Annotated in this window: 1 protein-coding gene; it reads left to right on the top strand. The window is 64.0% G+C overall.

What is annotated here, in order from left to right; translation table 11 throughout:
* Positions 1-84 precede the first annotated feature (84 nt).
* A protein-coding gene (locus tag EOA75_RS33060) for an IS630 family transposase (RefSeq protein ID WP_127326156.1) occupies positions 85-1154 on the top strand; the annotation gives its coding sequence in 2 pieces (ribosomal slippage) (positions 85-571 and positions 571-1154; 1071 coding nt in all).
* Positions 1155-1164 lie beyond the last annotated feature (10 nt).

Consider the following 1164-nt stretch of genomic DNA (forward strand, 5'->3'; position numbering starts at 1 on the left):
ATACCAAAGGCTCTGAGGGCTGACTCTCTAGGGGTTCCCGCCTCGACTGATCCGTGATTCCTTGTTGCGAGGAGGATTCGGGCGATGGGATCAGCGGTGAAGATGCGGACGGACTATTCGGCTGTGGCGCTTCGGCGACTGGCGAAGGCGGCGAAGGAGGTCAACCAGAGCAGGCGCTTGTTGTCGCTGGCTGGGATCATGGACGGGATGAGCCGGGAAGATGCTGCACGGATCGGCGGCATGGACCGCCAGACGCTGCGGGACTGGGTGCATCGCTTCAACGAGGATGGCCCCGACGGACTGAAGGATGCCTGGTATGGCGGACCCACGCCGCGCCTGTCGCCGGAACAGAAGGCCGAACTCGCGCAAATCGTCGAGACGGGACCGGACCTGGCGGTTGACGGCGTGGTGCGCTGGCGGCGCATCGATCTGCAGCGCGTCATCGCGGATCGTTTCGGCGTCGCCTATCACGAGCGCTACGTGGGCAAGCTGCTGAAGGAACTCGGCTTCTCGCACGTGAGCGCGCGACCGCGCCATCCGGCGCAGGATGCCTGGATCGTGGAAGAGTTCAAAAAAACTTTCCGCGCACGCTAGACGCCCACCTCGCCGATCTGCCGAAGGGCAAGCCCATCGAGGTGTGGTTTCAAGATGAAGCCAGAATTGGCCAGAAGAACGGTGTCGTGCGGCAATGGGCGCGCCGTGGCACGCGGCCTAAACAGCCCGCCGACCAGCGCTATCAAAGCGCATACCTGTTCGGCGCCATCTGCCCGGCGCGCGGCAAGGGAGCAGCCATGGCGCTGCCGTTTGCCGACACCGCAGCCATGCAGCTTCACCTCGACGAGATCAGCCGCCATGTGGCGCGCGGCGCGCACGCCGTGCTGCTGCTCGACCGGGCAGGCTGGCACACGACCGCCAAGCTGAAGGTGCCGAAAAACATCACGCCGGTGCTGCTGCCGTCGCGAGCCCCAGAACTCAACCCGGTCGAGAACGTATGGCAATATCTGCGCGCCAACTGGCTCTCCAACCGCGTCTTCGATGGCCACGACGCCATCATCGACGCCGCCTGCGAGGCTTGGCAGAAGCTCATCGCCCAACCCGAAACAATCGAATCAATCGGAATGCGAGAGTGGGCTCACGTCGGTCGAGCTTCATGACCCTTGGTAT

The organism is Mesorhizobium sp. M1A.F.Ca.IN.022.07.1.1, assembly GCF_003997575.1.
In the GTDB taxonomy this organism is placed as follows: Bacteria; Pseudomonadota; Alphaproteobacteria; order Rhizobiales; family Rhizobiaceae; genus Mesorhizobium.